The sequence below is a fragment of the Corynebacterium sp. Marseille-P4321 genome (genome assembly GCF_903645305.1).
In the GTDB taxonomy this organism is placed as follows: Bacteria; Actinomycetota; Actinomycetes; order Mycobacteriales; family Mycobacteriaceae; genus Corynebacterium.
Genome location: NZ_CAHJXO010000001.1, coordinates 1 through 19198 on the forward strand (window position 1 = coordinate 1; position 19198 = coordinate 19198).

12 protein-coding genes are annotated in these 19198 nt (G+C 59.1%); 8 read left to right on the plus strand and 4 right to left on the minus strand.

Going from position 1 to position 19198, the window contains the following annotated elements; translation table 11 throughout:
- Positions 1-121 precede the first annotated feature (121 nt).
- The gene (locus tag HWX32_RS00005) at positions 122-865 is read right to left on the minus strand and encodes a hypothetical protein (protein ID WP_175934238.1); all 744 of its coding nucleotides are present in this window, start codon (positions 863-865) and stop codon (positions 122-124) included.
- A 165-nt stretch (positions 866-1030) separates the two neighbouring features.
- Between HWX32_RS00005 and HWX32_RS00010 the strand changes: the two genes are divergently transcribed.
- The 7 genes from HWX32_RS00010 to HWX32_RS00045 all read left to right on the plus strand — a co-directional run bounded on the left by HWX32_RS00010 (position 1031) and on the right by HWX32_RS00045 (position 14735).
- Positions 1031-3943 carry a DEAD/DEAH box helicase gene (locus HWX32_RS00010; protein ID WP_175934239.1) on the plus strand — a complete coding sequence of 971 codons (2913 nt, stop codon included), beginning with the start codon at positions 1031-1033 and terminating at the stop codon, positions 3941-3943.
- A 3-nt stretch (positions 3944-3946) separates the two neighbouring features.
- Positions 3947-8500 (plus strand): DNA methyltransferase, encoded by a 4554-nt coding sequence (locus HWX32_RS00015; RefSeq protein ID WP_175934240.1) that lies wholly within the window; start codon positions 3947-3949, stop codon positions 8498-8500.
- Between the two features lie 58 nt (positions 8501-8558).
- On the plus strand, positions 8559-11546 hold the full coding sequence (locus tag HWX32_RS00020; RefSeq protein ID WP_175934241.1) for a hypothetical protein: 2988 nt from the start codon (positions 8559-8561) through the stop codon (positions 11544-11546).
- An 87-nt stretch (positions 11547-11633) separates the two neighbouring features.
- Positions 11634-13370: an ATP-dependent endonuclease gene (locus HWX32_RS00025; protein ID WP_175934242.1), complete on the plus strand. Its 1737-nt coding sequence runs from the start codon at positions 11634-11636 to the stop codon at positions 13368-13370.
- A gap of 49 nt (positions 13371-13419) precedes the next feature.
- Entirely contained in the window at positions 13420-13575 is a 156-nt protein-coding gene (locus tag HWX32_RS00030; protein WP_175934243.1) for a hypothetical protein, read from the plus strand.
- Positions 13576-13837: 262 nt separating this feature from the next.
- A complete protein-coding gene (locus HWX32_RS00035; protein WP_175934244.1) occupies positions 13838-13984 on the plus strand; it encodes a hypothetical protein in 147 nt (48 codons plus the stop codon).
- Positions 13985-14534: 550 nt separating this feature from the next.
- Positions 14535-14735 (plus strand): hypothetical protein, encoded by a 201-nt coding sequence (locus tag HWX32_RS00045; protein WP_175934246.1) that lies wholly within the window; start codon positions 14535-14537, stop codon positions 14733-14735.
- Positions 14736-14754: 19 nt separating this feature from the next.
- Here HWX32_RS00045 and HWX32_RS00050 read toward each other — a convergent pair whose 3' ends face one another.
- Positions 14755-15651, minus strand: coding sequence for an acetamidase/formamidase family protein (locus tag HWX32_RS00050; protein ID WP_217702876.1), 897 nt, complete (start codon positions 15649-15651; stop codon positions 14755-14757).
- A 953-nt stretch (positions 15652-16604) separates the two neighbouring features.
- Here HWX32_RS00050 and HWX32_RS00055 point away from each other — a divergent pair.
- Entirely contained in the window at positions 16605-17471 is an 867-nt protein-coding gene (locus tag HWX32_RS00055) for a hypothetical protein (protein ID WP_175934247.1), read from the plus strand.
- Between the two features lie 43 nt (positions 17472-17514).
- Here HWX32_RS00055 and HWX32_RS00060 read toward each other — a convergent pair whose 3' ends face one another.
- Together HWX32_RS00060 and HWX32_RS11335 are read right to left on the minus strand one after the other, a co-directional pair.
- Positions 17515-18372 carry a hypothetical protein gene (locus HWX32_RS00060; protein WP_175934248.1) on the minus strand — a complete coding sequence of 286 codons (858 nt, stop codon included), beginning with the start codon at positions 18370-18372 and terminating at the stop codon, positions 17515-17517.
- Complete coding sequence (locus HWX32_RS11335; protein ID WP_368485893.1) at positions 18369-19196, minus strand: HipA family kinase; 828 nt, start codon at positions 19194-19196, stop codon at positions 18369-18371. The genes HWX32_RS00060 and HWX32_RS11335 overlap by 4 nt, the downstream gene beginning before the upstream one ends.
- Between the last annotated feature and the right edge of the window lie 2 nt (positions 19197-19198).

Consider the following 19198-nt stretch of genomic DNA (forward strand, 5'->3'; position numbering starts at 1 on the left):
GGGTGAGTGCTCATCCGGCCTCGGGGGGGATGTGGCCGTGGTCGAGGGGGTTCGTAAGGAACTATAAACCACCTGCTGCGAGGCTGTCTACCCCAGAGCTGAAAAACTTCTAGCCGCGAAGTTACAGCGGCGCGTTCGCAGGACGTTTCGGCAGATCAAACGGCAGGTTTGCCAGGCTGGCCAAATCGGGGACTTTCGGCAACTCCGGTACATCGAACGGCAGCTTATCGCGGTATTGCGGGAGCAGCGCGACACCAACGGCCGCAAGCGCCGCGATCGCCAGGATGGTGCCCGAGATGGCGGCGTTGCGCGAGGACTGCTTTGCCATCACGCCTTCCAGCTCCGCATTCACTGCGTCCAGGCGCGCCTGGGCTTCCTCCACATCCTGCTCAGCGCGGGCGATACGGGCCGCCGGATCTGAAGGATCTGGAGTGCCTTCGTGAACCTGCGCGATCACTCGATCGCGTTCCTTCTTTGCTTCCCTCAGGTTGGTATCCGCCAGGCCGTAGTTTGCACCCGCGTCGGCCATTTCCCGGTCTGCTTTTGCTTTCTCCTCTGCATCGTGGGCCGCGTTGACCCGGTTCAAAGCATCCTGCAGAGCCTTCCTGGCCTCGTCGAGCGCCATCTCCGCCTGCGTGACCTCCCGCTCAGCTCGATCGATCTTCTTCTGCTCGTTCAGAGCCCAATTCAGCTCTCTTTTCGCCGCGTCGAGTTCCTTCTCCGCCTTGTCGTACTTCTCCTGCCAGCTGGCAGGAGGCTGGCTGGAGCCGAACGTGGGCGTGGCGGGTTCGGCCATCACCGGCGCAGGCAGAGCGGCGGTAGTAAGCGCCGCAGCGGTAGCCACGGCAAGGAAACGGGAGCGCATGGTGGGGCCTTTCACGGGAAGCAATTGCGCGGGAAGCACACGGGAACAGAAGACACTGGCTAATAAGGTAGCGCGGCCGGGCGGGTAAAGCACTACTCCCACGCGTGTTCGACAACCGGTGCGAACGCGGCTCGTGGGGTCGGTGGGCGCGATAGGGTTTTCGTCATGACATCGCTTAGCGACGAGCTTCAGCAGCACCAACCCCAGCAGCAATCAGAGCCTGCCCCAGCACTGACGGATCAGACTGCTTTAGCGCCCGGTTTGATGGTCAAGGTCCGCGATGAACTCTGGCTGGTCACCAGCGTTACGCAATCCACGGACGGCTACCTGCTCAAAGTCCGCGGCCTGTCGGATTACGTGCGCGACACCACGGCGAGTTTTTACACGGCGCTTGACGACGTGAAGGTCTTCGACCCGGCCAAGGTCGAAGTCGTCGCCGACCACTCCCCCGGTTACCGCACCACGCGCCTGTGGCTGGAAACCACCCTGCGCCAAACTCCGGTGCCGCTGTACCAGGAGCAGCTTTCGGTGGCGGAGGACATGCTCATGGACCCGCTGGACTATCAGCTCACGGCGGTGCGCAAAGCGCTTTCCGACGATAACCTGCGCCCCCGCGTCCTCATCGCGGATGCCGTCGGCCTGGGCAAGACCCTGGAGATCGGCATGATTCTCTCGGAGCTGATCCGGCGCGGCCGCGGCGAGCGCATCCTGGTGGTCACCCCGAAGCACATCATGGAGCAGTTCCAGCAGGAGATGTGGTCGCGCTTCGCCATCCCGCTGGTGCGGCTCGACAGCGCCGGAATCCAGCGCGTGCAGCGCATCCTGCCGGCGAGTAGGAACCCCTTCACGTACTTCCCCCGCGTAATCGTGTCGATGGACACGCTCAAAAGCGGCAAGTACCGCGCGTATTTGGAGAAGGTCCGGTGGGACGCGGTGGTGATAGATGAGATCCACAACGCCACCAACGTCGGCACCCAGAACAACGAGCTCGCCCGCACCCTCGCCCCCACCACGGAGGCGCTCTTGCTTGCCTCCGCGACCCCGCATAACGGCGACCCGGAGTCCTTCAAGGAGATCCTGCGCCTGCTGGATCCGACGGCGGTGCTGCCGGACGGCACGATTGACCAGGAGGCCGTCGCAAGGCTGCTGATCCGCCGCCACCGCCACAGCCAGGAGGTCGCCAGCGTGGTCGGTGAGAAGTGGGCGGAGCGCAGAGAGCCGATCAACATCCCGGTCGAGGCCTCCGCAGAAGAAAACGCCGTCGCCGCCGAGCTTGAGCACGTGTGGATGCGCAACAACCCCGCTTCAGACCGCCTCTTCCCGTGGACGCTGATCAAGGCGTTCCTCTCCTCCCCGGCGGCGCTCGAGGAGACGATCCAGAACCGCCTGAAGAACCCGAAGCTAGACACCACCCAACGCGCGGCCCTCGATCGCCTCCAGCAGCTCAACGCCAAGGTCACACGTGAAAACTCCAACAAGTACGCGGCTCTGGTGAACTACCTCCAGGACATTGGCATCGCCAAGAACAGCCCAACACGGGTGGTGGTGTTCTCGGAGCGCGTCGCAACGCTGCATTGGCTCCAGCAGAACCTGACCAAGGACCTCAAGCTCGGCAAAGAGCAGGTTCAGGTCATGCACGGCGGCCTCTCGGACGAGGAACAGATGCGGCTTGTGGATGAGTTCAAGCGCGAAGACTCCAAACTCCGCGTCCTGGTCACCGGTGACGTGGCGTCCGAGGGCGTGAACCTGCACACGCTGTGCCACAACCTGGTGCATTACGACATCCCGTGGTCGCTCATCCGCATCCAGCAGCGCAACGGCCGCGTGGACCGCTATGGGCAGACCGAACCCCCGCAGATCGCGGCACTCCTTTTGGACACAAAGCAGGGCGGTTACGTCGGCGAGCTGCACGTGCTGACCAAGCTGATCAACCGCGAGAACGAGGCGCACCGCCTGCTCGGCGATGTCGGCTCGCTCATGGGCAAGCACACGGTGAAGGGCGAGGAGGAGGAGATCCGCAAGGTCATCCAGAACCAGCTCGCGTTCGACGACGTGGTGAAGGCCCCGCAGGATATCGCGAGCTCGCAGCCGCAGACGGCTGAGGAGCTCGACGCGTTCTGGATGTCGGGCTTTGGGCTTATCGACGATGCCCTGCCGGAGCAGCCTGCCCTCACCCCAAGCAACCGGGGCGGCCAGCCCAGCCTGTACCCCTCCGAGATCGCGTACCTGGAGGACGCGTTGAACGAGGCGTTCCACGCAGCCCCGGAGCGCCCGCTCGCGGCCGGCGGGGTGGGTTACCAGCTGCACAAAAACGGCGTGGCGGAGCTGAAGCCGCCGGAGGACCTGCGCAGGCGCCTGGAGGTGCTGCCGCAGGATTACCTCACGGACCGGAAGGTGCGGGAGAACTTCCAGCTGGCCACCACCCACGCCCGCGGAGATGAGGTGCTGCGAAACGCGCGCACGGGCGACGACGGTTCCACGTGGCCGAAGTCGCACTTCCTTGGGCCTCTTCACCCGGTGACGGATTGGGCGGCGGATCGAGCTTTAGCGTCGTTAAGCGCGGGCCAAATCCCGGCCATCGCGGGCGATGTTGCTGAGCCCACCGTGCTGCTCATGGGCACCTTGACCAATAAGCGCGGCCAGGTGGTGTCGCGCGCGTTTGTCACGGTGGCCGGCATGCGGCCGGATACTATCGCGGACCCGGTGGAATGGCTGCGCGGGGTGGGGCTGACGGAGCGGGCGATCAACCCGGGTGGGCTCACGCTGCCGGAGGACACCGCCGAGCTGATTGAGGGCGCGGTGCTGCTCGCCGGCGGCCAGCTGCAGCCGATGATGTCCGCCGCCCGCAAGCACGCGGACGAGCGCATCGCGCACTGGGTTCAGCGCACCGAGGATTGGGAGGACGCACGCGAAGGTGCGCAGACCACGCTGCGGCTGACCCGTTCGGAGAACCTCATCGCGCAGGAGAAGGCGCTTATCGCCTCGTTGCAGCCGGATCGCGAGCTCATCCGCCCGCTGGTCCTGGTACTGCCCAGCACCACCACAAACAACACCGCCGACACCCACCAGGAGCACTAACCCATGGCTACGCACGATTCCATCCTGAACGTCGACGAGTGGATCAGCGACCACTACTTCACCACCGACGAGGCGAAGGGCGAATCCTTCACCAAGCGCGTGAAGAACCGCGTGAAGGAGTGGGCGCAGCTGGAGCACGAGTCCGGCTCCCCCTCCCCCGTCAAGCGCCTGCAGTCGCTGCGCGGCGAGCTGCAGACGGCGTTTGCCACCGGCGCGGACCCGGCCGTCACGAACCAGCTTGTGCGCGACGCGTTCGGCTACGGCCTCCCCACCACTGTGCGCGCCGCCCGCGCCGGGGAGACCTTCACTTTCGAAGGCTGGTTGGGCCACGTCGGCACGCTGGCGGTGCTGGCCGCAGGCGAGCCGGCGGAGACGGAGGAAGACCTCACCTCCCTGCCCATCGACGTCGCCCAGGAGGGCAAAGACCCTGCGCCGGTCAAGGTGTCCAGTCTGGTCGGCGACCTGTTCCTGTCCAACGAGCCGCCGGAGTACGTGGTGGTCATTGCCGGGCCCTGGGTGATGCTGGCGGAGCGCGAAACCTGGCCGCTTGGCCGCTACCTGGCCATCAATCTGCAATTGGCGGTGGAGCGCAACGACACGAAGAAAGCCGGCGAGCTCGAGCGCGTCGCCGTCATCCTGGCGCGGGAGAACCTGGAGCGCGCAGCGGACGGCACCACCTGGTGGACGCAGACACGCGAGGAGTCGCAGCAGCACGCGGTGAAGGTCTCCGGCGACTTGCGCGACGCGGTGCGCGAGTCCATCGAGATCATCGGCAACGATGTTCTCGACCGCCGCCGCGAGCACAACCTGCCAATCGACACCATCGACGGCAACGAGCTCGCGCGCCAGTCCCTACGCTACCTCTACCGCATCCTCTTTCTGCTCTTCGCCGAGGCTTCCCCGGAGTTGGCTATCCTGCCCACGGGCGCACCGGAGTACGTCGACGGCTACGGCTTGGACCGTCTGCGCGACCAGATTCTGGATGAGCCGGTGACCGACAAGGCCCGCCGCGGCACCCACCTTTACGATTCGCTGCAGCTGCTGTTCACCCAGGTCAACGACGGCCACGACCCGCTCGAGGTCGCGGGCGCCGACCAGGACGCGCAGAACGAGGGGCTCACCTTCCGCAACCTGGAGGCGGACTTGTTCAAGCGGGAGAGCACATCGCTTATCGACGAAACCAAGCTCTCCAACGCCGCCCTCACCAAAGTCCTGCAGAACCTGCTCCTGTCCAAGGTCTCTGCGGGGCGCGACCGCGGCTTCATCTCGTACGCCACCCTCGGCGTGACCGAGCTGGGCCAGGTGTACGAGGGCCTGATGTCCTACCACGGTTTTATTGCCGAGGAGGACTTGTACGAGGTCGCGCCGAAGGGCGACGCCTCCAAGGGTTCCTGGGTGCTTCCCACCCACGCCGCCGACACCGTGCCGGGCGATAGCTTCGTGCTGGAGGACAAGGAGATGGCTGAGGGCGGCACATCCAAGGTGCGCCGCGAGCACCCCGCCGGTTCGTTCGTGTTCCGCCAGTCCAGCCGCGACCGGGAGCGCTCCGCGTCCTTCTACACCCCGCAGGTGCTCACGGAGTTCACCGTCGGCCAGGCCATCGAGGTGCTGCAGGAGGAAGGACGCATCACAACATCGGAGGACGTGCTCAGCCTGACGATCTGCGAGCCCGCCATGGGTTCCGGCGCCTTCGCCGTGGAGGCCGTGCGCCAGCTCGCGGAGCTGTACTTGCAATTGCGCGAGGACGAGCTGGACCAGCAGGTGGAACCCAAGCAGCGGACCGTGGAGCTGCAGAAGATCAAGGCCCACATCGCACTGCACCAGGTGTACGGCGTGGACTTGAACCCAACCGCGGTGGAGCTCGCCGAGATCTCCCTGTGGCTGGACACCATGACCAGCCAACTGAAAGCGCCGTGGTTCGGCCTGCACCTGCGTCGCGGCAACTCGCTGATCGGCGCGCTGCGCTCCACCTACTCCACCGCGCAGCTGAAGAAGCGCGAGTGGCTCACCGCCGTGCCGCGCCGGGAGCCGGTGCAGAACTTGGCTAACGCTATCGACGCCGGCGAGACCAAAGATGCCAACGTTTCCGGCCGCATCCACCAGTTCCTCCTGCCGTCTGCCACCTGGGGAGCGGCCGCGGACGCGAAGGACTTAAAGACTTTGGCCGCGGACGAGATCAAGGCCATGAAGGCGTGGCGCAAGTCCGTCACCGGCAAAGTACCCACCAAGGAGCAGGCGAAGAAGCTGACCAACCTCGCCGCGCGCGTGGAAGCCTTGTGGACCATCACGCTTTCGAAGATGCGCATCGCCGAAGACCAGATCCGCCGCGACATCGATATCTGGGGCCGCGACACCGAACACACCGCGAAGAACGTGCGCCGCGAGCAGATCGAGCGCGAGCTGCTGCACAATGCCGACGGTGCCTACCTGCGCCTGCGCCTTGCAATGGACGCGTGGAACGCACTGACCTTCTGGCCGCTCACCGAGGTGGACGCGCTCCCCGACCTCGACGAATGGCTTGCCGCACTCACCGACATTCTCGGCACCGAAGTCACCACCAAAGACACCACCCAGTACCAGTTCGCGAGGGCCCAGGACTGGGACGAGCTGGTAAAGCTGGAACGCTACGACATTCAGTTCTCCAACGCGCCCCGCATCGACCGGGTGCTGGAGAAGCACCCTTGGTTACGCATGGTGCAGTCCATCGCCGCCGAGCAGGGCTTCTTCCACTGGGACCTCGACTTCGCAGCGGTCTTCGCCCGCGGCGGCTTCGACCTGCAGGTGGGCAACCCGCCGTGGGTACGGCCGCGCACAGACCTGGACGCGCTGTACTCCGAGGCCGACCCGTGGTTCTCCCTTGCTCACAAGCCGACGCAGGCTGAGAAGAAGGCGCGACGTGAAAAGTGGAACACTGATCCCTCTGCCCGTGAGGTTGTCTACCGAGGCCTCGGTGAATCAGTTGCAACCGCTGCCGTGCTTACCGACGTGACGCGCTACCCGCACCTCGTGGGCCAGCAGCCAGATCTTTACCGAGGGTTCATGGAACGGACGTGGGGCAACGCATCGGAGGATGGAGTCACCTCGCTCATCCACCCCGAGTCCCACTTCACGGAGAAGAAAGCGGCCCCTTTGCGCCGGGGTGCATATCTGCGGCTGCGGCGCCATTGGCAGTTCATTAACGCTCTAATGCTGTTCGATATTGATGATCATGTGGTCTACGGCGTACACCTCTACGGATCTGAACTCGAGGTGCCTAGTTTCATCATGGCTGGCCGCATGTACCATCCGGCAACCGCTCAGGAATCAGTCCACCACGATGGGACAGGGGACCTTCCTGGTATCAAAGATCCCGATTACAACTGGGACCTGCGTCCGCACCGTCACCGAGTGCAAACGGTTGATCTCAGGGCGCTTGAGGTGTGGCACTCCATCATCGAGGACGATTCGGTTCCGCCCATCGAATCCCGCATGGTCTACACCGTCAATACCGAAGCCGCGGCAGTGCTCGAGAAGCTTGCCGCCGCACCCCGTATCCGCGAGCTCGGACTTCAGTTCTCAGCGGGATGGCACGAGACTGCCGACAAGAAAGCCGGTTACTTCGACACCGGGTGGGCGCACCCAGATTCATGGGATGATGTCATTCTCCAAGGCCCGCACCTCGGTGTGTCCACCCCCATGATCAAGCAGCCCAATCCCTCCCTGAAGCACAATCAGGATTGGTCCGAGATCGATCTCGAAGCGATGCCTGCGGACTTCATCCCGGCGACGGCGTACCAGCCTGATCGCGAACTGTCGCCAACGTACGACATCGACTACGGAACTTGGAATGATGTCTCCGCGAAGGAGCCATTTCGGATCGCATGGCGAGTAATGGCAGCGACAACCGGTTATAGAACGACATACCCGTCTCTAATCCCTCCCGGGGCCGCTCACGTCGACGCTGTCGGTTCCGCAGCCAGCACCGAGAACGCAGCGGACACTGTTCTGCTGGGAGCGACGCTCTCCAGCCTCGTCGTGGATTTCCTGGTTCGTGCCTCAGGTGTGAGCCACCTCCGGCCAGCCGCGGTGGAAGGTTTAGTCTTTGGAAAAAGATCTTTGGGCCGCGCGCATTTGCTACGCAACTACCTCCGTCTCAACTGTCTCAACGAGGCGTATGCGCCTTTGTGGGAGGAGTTGATGGGGGAACCTTGGGGCGTCGATAAGCCTTTGCGTAAGGATGAGGAGCGTCGAGCCGCGCAGGTGGAGATTGATGCGATTGTGGCGTTGTCGTTGGGTGTGACGGCGGATGAGCTGTGCATGATTTATCGGACGCAGTTTCCTGTGATGCGGCGTTATGACCAGGAGGATCGGTTTGATGCGAATGGTCGGAAGGTGCCGAAGGATGTGTTGAAGTTGCAGGCGAAGTTGCGCGACGGTGAGGAGTTGTCGATGGCGGATCGGACGTGGGTGCATCCGCAGTCGGGTGTGGAGTACGTTTTCGAGTATCCGTTTAGGCGGTTGGATCGGGAGGCGGATATGCGGGAGGCGTACGCGCGGTTCGAGGGGATGGTCGGATGAACCCAGCCCAGCCAGAGACTATTCCGTTATATTTCATATAGAAGTGTTGGAGTAGCAGGTGGAAGAACGTTACGAACGCGTGGCGAGGTTGTTTGCCGATCTCGCTGCCGTCCAAAACGACGCATACCTGGCCGGATATCTAACTACTATCTCGGAACAGATTGCGGATGCTAGGGAAATCCCCAGCGGACTCGATGCCCTATTTTTAGGGGATAACCAGGGAGCACAGCGAAAGATCTTTTGGGCTCCTATTCGCGGGGGCGGCGATGAGACGATGCGAGAACGTGCCCGCGACTTTGCGATTCGTGCCACAGCAGAACCCCTAGTGGTACTGGAGGGGCTACCCGATTTAGAGAAGCTGGAAACCATTAGCTCACTAATTTCGCGTCAGCTCGAGCTCGACAAGAAAGTGATTGTGACGGGGGATGACTCAGCCTTCCACAGCGGTCTGAAACACCAACTATCAACGCAGATAAACCGGTTGAAGCCAGAATTGGCGAACTCGGCGGATAAGATCAAAGAACTTGAAAATCGTCGGTTACAGCTGCAGCACGAAATCTCAGTAGTAAACAGCCAGAGTCTCGACATCGTCGGGTATAAAGTGCCTCTAGAAGAAGCGGCGAGACGCATCTCAGAGAATCAGGCTAAGTTCGAATGGATTCAGCAGGCAGGCCTAAAGAGGCTTAGTGCGAGGTTTCCGCTCACCAAAGCTGAGGTGGAGAACCTTGGTCGACTGCTGGAATCATTCGGGAGTCCAGAACTCCATTCAGCAGAGAAGTTCGTTAGCTTCGAGCCGAGCCTCCTCCCAACGGTCGCCGAGTTCGCGTCGCTCTTCGAATCGTCAGTGTCGGGCGACGCGAAACAGAGCACGATTGTTACCTCCTTATTGAACCAATGGGGTTGTCTAAGCCCTTCCGGAAGAGCCTCGGTTCAACGAGCGGTAAATCGCTTCTTAGAAGTAACTGGAGAGCTGGAAGCGTACGGTGGCCATCTAGGTGACGAGATTCAACGTGAGGGGTTGAGCTCGGTCTATCGGCAGATCAGCAGCAAGGAGCGAGAGGTCCGGGATCTCTACACGCAATTTCGGCGACTCCCAGAGGCTTTGGGTGGAAATTTCAGGATTGAAGTAATTGGTTCGCCTGGGCAGTATGAGGGGGCAGCGAATGAACTTCTGAGTTATTTACATGCGGGCAACACCTTAAGGCTCAAGTCAGACGGGAGTGTACGCATCCCCTACTTAGGACACCGGGCGGTGCGCAACGCGAAAGCATTCTTGTCGGGTGTTCTAATAGACGGGAAACCGCCCATGGACGTTGCCTCGGTCGATCTTTTTCTTTCGTATCTACACTTGCTGCGCGTGCGGGAGTTGGCGAGAGCCATCGGCTTACAAGTTGGGACCGGGTCTTTCGAGCCCCCGAAACTCTTGCAAACGACCTCCGAAGCCTTCCATGATTGGTTTCAATCGAAATCCCTCCTTGGGGAAGCGGTATCTGAGATCGCTTCGTTGGAAGACCTTGGTCTCCAGACGAGTCTCATCGCAGGCAGGGAAGCAAAAACGCTATTTTCGTTGCAGAACGTGCTGGACGAATTCATACGAGAAGAAGCCCATCGCGCTGATGAGTTAGAACGTCTTAAACGTTTGGTGTCCGATCGTTTTCCCACTGCAGCGAAGCCTGATTGGGTGCGTAACTTCAAGAAGTCATTGAGCGAGGGTGATGTCAACCTTTATCGGTCGGTGTTGGAAGAGATTTCAGAGCACAATGCGCGGGTAGAAGATTGGCGCGAGCTAGAACGGCTGCTCAACAAGGTGGGTGATTGGGCACTTCCCGTCGCGAACTCGCTGAGGCGCGGAGACAAAAGGTTCCAGCTTTCGGAGCTAAAGGAGGCAGAGCGTGCGCGGCGCTGGCTCCAAGCATCTGAAAGTAGCTGCGAGTACGGGAAACAAATTGCAGTACGTCACCAGGAGCTCAAGAAGGTTGAGGTTCAGCTCGATGACTTCCAGCGACAAACTACTCTCCTGTCCAACTTGACATCAGGTTTAGGGGAAGAGGATTCATCCCCATGTGCGGCAAAGGGGGTTGTGCTTTCCAACCTGCGCTTTATAGAACGATCGGCATTGCTTCGTTCTGTCCCACCATTACCCGAATGTGTCAATTTACTAGTGGTTGACGACCCCTCAGCGCTTGGACCCGAGTGGCTCTGTCTTAATTACGTCGCAAAGCAAGTTGTGGTGGTGTCTGACAACTCGGCGAAGCCGCACATGGCTACGAGAATGGTTGATGGGGATCCCCTTGCGGCTATGGCACGCTCGCTGAAACTAAAAGACGCGGAGAACTTGTATTGGTTGTGGGTAAACCAGGTCCCGTCCGCCCACATTTCATGGATTGATCCGTCCTTGACAGGCGCACGGTCCCGTCCGTCTAAGGAATCTCGCCGTAAGGGAGAGCAACAGTACAGAGAAACCTTGGCTAGGGCAGAGAAGGCTCGTCGCCAGCAGTTCAGAAACTCGGCGAACAACCAGAGCCGAGCGTCAGTCAAGCGTCATCAGGGCAGAGAAGACTATTTGCGGTTGGAGAAGTACGAGCAATTTTCGGGTTCGACTGTATCAATCTATGTCGCAACGAACGACCAGATTGATCAAGGGATTCTGAATATCCTTGCAGTGGAAGGCCCTATTCTCGAAAGACCCCTCTTCCAAAGGTATGTTCGGCGAGGAGGAGACTTGCGCGTGGCGGATCAGGCCACCAACCGTTTGCGAGCTTCAATACTGCGTCTGAAGCGACGGGGACTGATTCTTGAAGAGAGTGGAGAGAGGGCATACCGGTTGCCGGACCAACCTGCGGTGCGTCCAAGGACGAAGGGCCCGAGGTCAGTCGACGATATTCCATACAAGGAGTGGGAAGCCCATCTTCAGTACGTAGTGGATCGACACCACATTAAGTCTGCCGAAGACGCTTACCGTCGGGCATTGGACCGGGTGGGTCTAGAGAGGCTGACAGTTAGAGCTGAGAGCCGCATCGCTCGCGCTTATAGATCCATTCGTTGACCAGAACCCAGCAGTTTGGTTGGAACTATGATGATCTTGATTACATGTTGACGAAAAGTTCTTCTGAGCAATGGTGGTGCGGTGGGTGTGTCTGAGAACGATCTGGTACGGATGAGTCGACGAGTGCGCAGTCCAGAACGACCGACACTTCAGTCAATCCATTTAAAGTCAAAACAAGAAATTAGGCTTGATACGGATTCAATCCTCGCTTTGGTCGGCCCCAACAATTCGGGAAAATCGTATTTCATTCAGCAACTACGCGCTGTTCTCTTCGGGCGTTCGATAGAGACCGCCGATATAGACCGTGGTCTTCTCGAGTCGGTCGAAATCCGATGGCCAACGGAGGACCTTTCGACTTACCTACGACAAGTTGCAGAGGCTAATTTCAAAGATGAGGGTACTTACTACAATCCCGATTTGCCATACGGTTTATACGGCAATTCGGGCTTTATTAGCAAGCAGGATTTTTCCGGATGGACCCATGCTAGTAACCGTTTTGGAGAATTCATTGAGGCATTCGTTCGTTTTGACGAGCCGCTGAGTCGCATAAGTGAATCTGATCGAAAATCGCTTGAGGACCTGTCAAGTGCCATCGTCAAGCTCAGGGACCAGGAGAACGCTTACGACGCGGTACGCGAGGACTTTAGATATATCTTCAACGAGGAAATTAACTTCCACATCCATGGGGGAAAACTAACTTTTTTCCTCGGGCCGCGGCCGTGTGAAATGCCGTCGATCGCGGACGCTAATCCCGCCAGCGTCATTTCGTTCCTCGAAAACGCAAGAACCGTAGACCAGCAAGGACTCGGAATGCGCAACGTAGCTGGGTTATTAATGCGTCTCTACACAGATTCGAGGAGCTTAGTACTGGTCGATGAACCTGAGGCTTTTTTGCATCCGCCGCAGGCGTATCGATTAGGCCAGGTTCTCCAACGCGTCTGTCGGGTTGAAGAGCGGCAGATCGTTTGTGCAACTCACGACCGCAATCTCCTAAGCGGCTTATCCCGCGAAGGCTCCAGGCAACTGGTTGTCCACAGGCTCTCATATAAGGGCGACATCGACACCGTTTATTCGTCGACGACTGTGCAGTCAGAGGTATTCCAAGACATTAGAGCTAAGAGCCGTATCCGCTATACACCGATCCTTGAGTCGCTTTTCTCGGCGGTTGCTGTTCTCGTTGAGAACGAGAAGGATGCGCTCTTCTTCGAGGAGGCATTCGACCACTACGCGGCTACTTCTACCGTCCCCCACGCAAACGCGCTGAGAGATTCGATAATCTTCATTCCGACGAGTGGAAATGGAAATTTCCCTGCGACTGCGTCTTTACTCAGAAGTCTTAAGACTCCCACGTTGATTGTGGGTGATTTGGACCTGGTGTCTGAGAAGAAGCGCCTCTTGTCCACAGTTTCTGCAATGGGGTGCAAAGAGTCTACCGAGGTGGAGCGTTTGGTGGACGCGATCAATCATCGTTTCAAGGAGATTCACCGGACCGAATTCGAGGGGACTCCGAAAGGGGCGCTAGAGGGCAAGCTCAAGAGCAAAGTGGCCGATGAGGTTAGCGCGGACCACGAGGATGAGAGAATCCAAGAACTAGTTAATGATTTGTTGGAGACCTTGGCACGGATTGGGCTCCTGCTTATACCAAAGGGCGAACTCGAGGATTTTGATAGGTCTGTTGTCGCTTCTTCGGATAAGACCCTTTGGGCGAGGGAGGCAATTGACAGGAAGGTCTTTGAGAACGACGCGGTGCTGAATTTTTGCGAATCGGTGGCATCCGCAGCGTTCAGGGCAATCAATGAAGATGAAGCCTCATCGTTCGTATGACTATGTCACTAGCGAGAGTTCGTTTCCGGCTTGAACTACGATTCCGAACGTGTCTTCCCTCATCCCCGTCCACGCATCAGAGCACGTCCTCGGCGGTGTCTCCGAGTACCTGGCCACCGCGTTCTCTTTGGCGAACCCGGAGACCTCAAACGCGCTTAAGGCGTTCCTGGAGGACGCGGAACGCGGCATGTTCCACGGGCCGTAGTTCGTCGATAATCCAAAAGCTTCCAGCACGGTTCGGAGATGGCGGAGTGAACGCACCGAAAACGACCTTTTGCTCGAAAGGTTCAGCCTAGAACAACAAGAAAAGGAACGTTCGCACCGAAATGCCGGTTCCGTAGCGTACGATGAGGCATCAGACGAACATTCCGGAACGATCGATCCGTTAGGAGGGCCCAAGTGGACACCGCGACTTTGGGCGCGTTCGTGCGTCAGCAGCGCAAGGACCGGGGCTGACGCAGCTGGATGTGGCGGAGCTTGCGGAGGTGTCGGACCGCTTCCTGCGCGAGTTGGAGCACGGCGAGCCGACCGCAGAGATTGGGAAGGTGATCGACGTGCTTACGGTGCTTGGGTTTGATCTTGAACCAGTGGTGCACAGGGGTAGCGCGTTGTGATCGCCGCGGACGTATACGTAGGCGCGCGGTCTCGGCGGAGTTCGACGTATCGGCGGAGACTGCGCGTAATGCGTTGGAGCGGCTCGAGGCTGACGGGATTGTGGTGTCGGCGCAGTTGGACAAACGGCAGCGGGCGAGGCGTTCACCGGAAGTACTCGCGTTGTTGAATGAGTTCGCGGCGTTAGGCGGGCGGCGCGGGTAGGGGGTTGGATCCCACTTCATAGAGCCTCACAGGTGTAGTTGCGCGACTCTTTACGGTGCGGGATTGCTATATAGTGTGCGCTGCGTGCACCACGCCCTCTCCGGTTAAGCCGAGACGGCGTGGTCTTCCTGTCAAACCCATTTATTTGACCCACAATCATGTGCTGGAGGGGCTCGTGCACTCGCCGGAGGAGGATTTCGGCGCCGTGATCACGCGGTTAAGGGAATTTCAGAACAGGCACGGGGTCGTGGAGGGACTTAGCGATGAACCCGAGGACCTGCCCGCCGGCCCAATACCGAACATCAACGCTCCGACCGAAAACGACGATGGCCCAGGGAGGACATCCTCATGCTCGCGTACTTAATCCAGTATCAGCGTCGGACGGGTGAGATGGCACTTGAGAGGTTCGACTCGCTGCGCGACGCGACGGTGGAACGGTTGAAGCTCGATCGTTCAAACACCGATCCCGACCTCGAGATTGTCGCGATCGCCAGTGAGAGTGAAGACCATCTTCGGGTATCGCACTCCAGGTACTTCTCGGCGGGTTAGCCCGTTACCTTCGTGATTCCTAAGGCAGCTCGACTCCGCACTGCTGAAGGATGGTCTTGGGGAGGCGGAAGCGGGCGGTCATGTGCGGGTCCACGATCTGGCTAATCTGCGTGTCGCCGGTCAAGGAGAGCAGCATGAGGGCATCGGTCTTATCAAGGTCGGTGCTCTCGGCGAGCCAGTCGCGCATCATCCGGGCGGATTCCTTCACCGCGTCGGTGAGGTCGAGCTCGGAGGAGATGGTGTACACGGAGTCGCCGGAGTCGAGGAATGGCAGCGGTAGCGGGCGGCCCTGCAGGAGGGTGACGCGGATTCTCACCTCGGCTTCGATTTCGGTGCCGCAGACGGCGACTTCGCCGTCGCCCATGACCGCGTGCACGTCCCCAAGGCTTAAGTTCGCGCCCTCAACCTCCACCGGCAGGTAGAGCGTGGAGCCGACGACAATTTCCTTGGTGTCCATGTTGCCGCCATGCTGGCGGGGCTCGCCGGTGGGAACCGAGTCCGCCGCGGGTGCGGTGCCGATGACGCCGATCATGGGGCGGGTATCGATTGCGATGGTGTCGGTAAAGTGCGCTTTGCCGTCGCGGATGGGGACGAGGCGGGTGCGTTCTTCAACGGTGCCGGGCAGTGCGCCGAAGTCGGGGTGGGTGGTCATGGTTGCGCGGTCGCCGACCTCGATGCTCAAGATTTCCACTTTGAGGGTGTCGCCGGGCTGGTTGTTGTTGATGGCGATCGGGCCTGTTGCCGGGTTGACCTTGTCCCATCCGACGCTGCTGAACAGCTCCGTCTCATCGCTGATTGTGTTAGAGAAGCAGTCCATGGTGTGGACAGTGAGCTCGTCCCCGCTTTCGATATGCAGCTGCGGCTTATGCTCCGGGGACATGGACAACACGCAGTTGTGGGATTCGATGGAGTGCAACCTTCAACCTCACTTCGTCTTGATGGGGACTATCGGACGCTTGTTGAGTTGATGTTGGCCCTAGTCGGTGTATGGGGGACGCTAATGGTGGATAGCCAGGCTCCGCAGGCGAACATATGTGTTATTATGCGGTTTGTGGTGGCTTGACGTTAGGCGAATAGCCAAGAAGTGCTACATGGTGCTATTGAGCTCCAGGCGAGTTCGAGTTTACGCGGAACGCTGCTCGTGCCGAATAGGATATGTATCCATCCGCAGCCGGGGTGGAATAGGAGCACGAGTAGGGAGGCGGACATGCGGGTGTCATACGTGCGGTCTGAAAGGGGAGCTCGAGGTAATGACTAGTTTCTTGCAGTGACTAAATAGCGCAAATGGGACCTCAATAATCGTTGCGTTTCTAACCCTGATCGGCGCTTTTGGGACAACACTTATAACCAACCATAAAGCGGACCAACGCCGAATAGCGGATCAGATCGCCGAGGATAAACGCCGGAGAAGCGAAAGGGCTGTACAGCTGGTTCTGGAAGAGACAGCACGAGAGAGACGGGAAGTTAGTCGTTGCGTTAGAGAGATTAACGAAGCCGCCGAGGAAGCGGTAGGGATTGTCAAAAACAGCGTAAGCGCCTTGCTGGGCAATAGTGGGCACGGAGGCAGCTCCGCGCTACTTGAAGCAAAGGCTTTCCAAGCCCAGGCGCGGGCGGAGTTCTACCTCCGAGCGATAAGTGCGACGGACAGGCTCCGTTTGGAAGTGATCCAGCCCGACGTGAGGAGCAAAGCGGAGGAATTATCGCGATTCCTTCACGATGAGTCTAACCGGTTCAGTTTCCGCTACGGATCGGATTTTGAGGCTTTGCTCGGTGCCGTATCGGATGAGCCGATAATCTCTGCGGATTTGAAGAAGAGGATTGCGGCCCTCATTGATTCGGCGTTCGAGCACCTGCACACGCCACCTCCGAATGATGAAAACCAAGGCGAATCGAACAGGGGCAATGGTGACTGAGAACTCCCGAGAGAAAGGAAACGCGTTGCAGGAGATAGAGACCATGAGAGCTTTAAAGAAAATTCTTGGACCAACTGCGGAAAGTTTGAGTGCCGAAATGTTGGATTGGTCCAGCAGTGATAACGTGCAACGAGTAGCTGCGAAGGCCAGTGCAAAGAACATTAACCGCGGGAATGCCTCAATCCCGCCTCGGGCGGCGCGAGCGGTGCTGATCGAATCCTGCTGGGCAGATAGCGAGATCTTGGCAGAGTATCTATCGGGGGTATTAGCGACATCTCAATCCGGAAATAGTCGGGGTGACGGTGGTGTGATGTGGGCATCGCTAATCGGACGACTGCCTAGTGACCAACTGGCTTTGCATTGGGCGATCTATACCGCGGCCCATAAGCGCACTCGGGGGGCCGAATATGAGTCTGTTTTTGAAGCGATAGATGAGCAGTATGTCATTGACGCATTATCCATAATTAACAAGTTTGGTTGGGAGCTCGACCACTGGAGAGTTGTCACCCGACTTTTTGAGGCCGCGTATGGGCTTGAACGTGAGGGCCTTTTGAAGAACTTCTCCTACGGCCCACCAGATTTTCTGGAAACCCAGTGTGTCTACACCCAGGGGCATATTTTCGACCCAGAAAAGGTGTTCATGACTTTTTCGCTGACGCACCACGGGGTGGGCTTGCTTTTACAAGTGTTGGGCCTGCCGGACACTTGGTTGAGCGATTTCATCTCAAGGTCCGAGGTGACAGAGCGGATTGACTCTGTAACCAGTCTTCCAACGTTTGATCCAGCAAAGTTGGTCGGTGACTTCCCTCGAGCTCACACCTAAGTTTGCTTTGTGGATTGGTGGGGAGCAGGAGTGCCTCGAATTACTAAACGCCGATGCCCGCCGCCAAATTTGCCACGTGCGGTCCTGCTTCCTTTACTGATACTGACCCGATACCGAAATCAGACCAGTTCATGGTTGCCCGTTCGAATGCATCCCATTGTTCCTCTGTTGTTGGAGGGGCATACATCACGGACACAGGGACATCTTCTTCCAGCTTCAATTCCCGGTCTTCGTGTAGGAGGGACCCGCCGGTGCGCCGCAGGTTGAAAATGCGCAGTGTCCAAGAATCGACGCTCTGTTCGTGCCGGGTTTCGGGGGGTATGTTGAAAGGTACTGAACGAACTAGCTCCCGGACACGGGTGCCTTCGATTACAGCAAGATCGGTCGGAGCTTGGGAGCCGCCTAGGTTGACCCGAGGGTTTCGGTGAACCAGCGGGGCGAGATGCGTTTCGGCCTCGTATAGCTCCTGGACCTTCTTCCTCAGTTCGCGGTAAGCATTCGACCGTGGAGTCGGAGTGCGACGCACGAACATGGCATAGAGATATTCAGCTGCTTCCTCCAGAAGCATTTCGGTTGACAGTGTGCCTTCGGAGTGAATCCGTGCGGCGTTATGCCAGCGTGCGGCTGTGGTGCTCATAAAAGCACCGAGGGGGGTTTCTGATTCGAGGGGGAGAATTGGATCGACTGCAGTGAGAGGTTCAATTTCCGCGCGCAACACGCCCAGGATTGATCGTGACGCCGCCCTTGCTTCGGGGGTCATGCCGGCTGTTCTTAAATCGGCTGGGGAGATGAACTGGGCCGTTGAGGCGCCGTCTTCCCGCTCCACTACAACCCCAATTCCCTGCCGATCGAGCAGAGTCGGATCGGGCTGGAGCGCAATTGTCCAGTAACGAAACTTCATCGCACCAACCTCCTGTTCCGTAGTGCTTCGGTTTGCAGCCGCTCGATTGTGTAATCTCTGCGACTTAAGCAATACCGCGCGATTGTCGCGACGTCCGATTCTGGCACGCCCCACTCTGGTGGGAGTGCTTCGAGAATCTGCTTCACAATATCCTCGCGCAAGTCGGCCACTGCTTCAATAGCCTTGGTCCAGGAGTCTTCTGGGATGAGGCTGTCGGGGTGGGCGATTTCTGTTTGGGCATGTACATGCGAAGTTGGAGCTAGAAACCACTCCGGTGATTCATCTGCGCCGAACCACATTCCGTGATCAACGGAATAGATCCTCATGTCAGAGGTGGCGTCGTAAAGTACCTGTAAATCCTTTGCGTTGCAGAGGAGCCACAGCGCGATGAGCCGCGGGATACGGTCGCCGTTCCCGTCGGATTTTCCGAACTGAATTCGAGTGTGCAAGTCTCCGATATCGGCGTAAGGCAAGAGACGCGAACCGAAGACAGGTAAAGAATCGAGGATCACGGAAACTCCGTGTGCACTGGGTGGGGTCTTCGTGCCTACGAGGTCAGAGGGGACGTTGATTATCTCCCAGGGGACCGTTGGCGCGTCTATCGCTTCCCCAATTACCGAACACACAACTTCATTGATTGTGGCCTGAGGCCCGTGTTCGTTCTTCAGCTGCTTGCACCAGTACAAGGAGCCGTCGCTAGCGGAGACAAGAAATGGGTGCGCTCCCGTGTCCGCAGTTTTAGTCGCCGTGACGAGGTCTAGTCGCGGCTTCGGTATGCGCCGTTCGTCCTGCGGCTGATTCAAGGCCGTCACCCTCCTCGGCACTT